The organism is Roseateles sp. P5_E1 (assembly GCF_054049335.1).
In genome coordinates this window covers 1-553 of sequence record NZ_JBFUMN010000399.1, presented here as the reverse complement: position 1 = coordinate 553, position 553 = coordinate 1, and the positions used below count along the sequence as shown (strand labels likewise).

The following is a 553-nucleotide window of genomic DNA, read 5'->3' as shown; positions in this document are numbered from 1 at the left end:
GGTCCTGCGCGTCCTCGACGGCATGCACCATCGCTTCGGGCAGCCGCGCCAGCAACGGCGCGACATGCACCGATTGCGTCGCCACGCTGACCAGCCCGGCGCCGGTGCGCAGCGCGGCTTCGCTGGCCAGCATCACCGCCCCGCCGCTACCGCGATTGCCGCCCACGCACAGCACATGGCCGGATTCGCCCTTGTGGGTGTTGGCGCGCCGCGCCGGCAGTTGTGCGGCAAGCCGCGGCGGCTGCCACGAGCACGCCGCAGGCAGCACACCCGCATCGGCCGCCTCGGGCAACTGCAGCGGTGCCAGCCGGCGCCCGCCGATGTGTTCAAGTGCATCGCCGGTATACAGCCCGCGATGGCGCACGATGAATTGCAGGGTCACGCTGGCCCGCACGGCAGCCCCGGCGACCGCGCCGCTGTCGGCGTCCACCCCGCTGGGCACATCCAGCGACAGCACCGGTACGCCGGCGGCGTTGATCGCCTCGATCAGCGCCTGCGCCGGCCCGCTCGGCACGCGGTTCAGGCCCAGCCCGTACAGCGCGTCCACCAGCAC

Annotated in this window: 1 protein-coding gene; it reads right to left on the bottom strand. The window is 73.4% G+C overall.

The features are described from left to right. On the bottom strand, nucleotides 1-553 hold a 553-nt coding region (locus ACXJKJ_RS31740; RefSeq protein ID WP_457395686.1), incomplete at both ends, for an NAD(P)H-hydrate epimerase.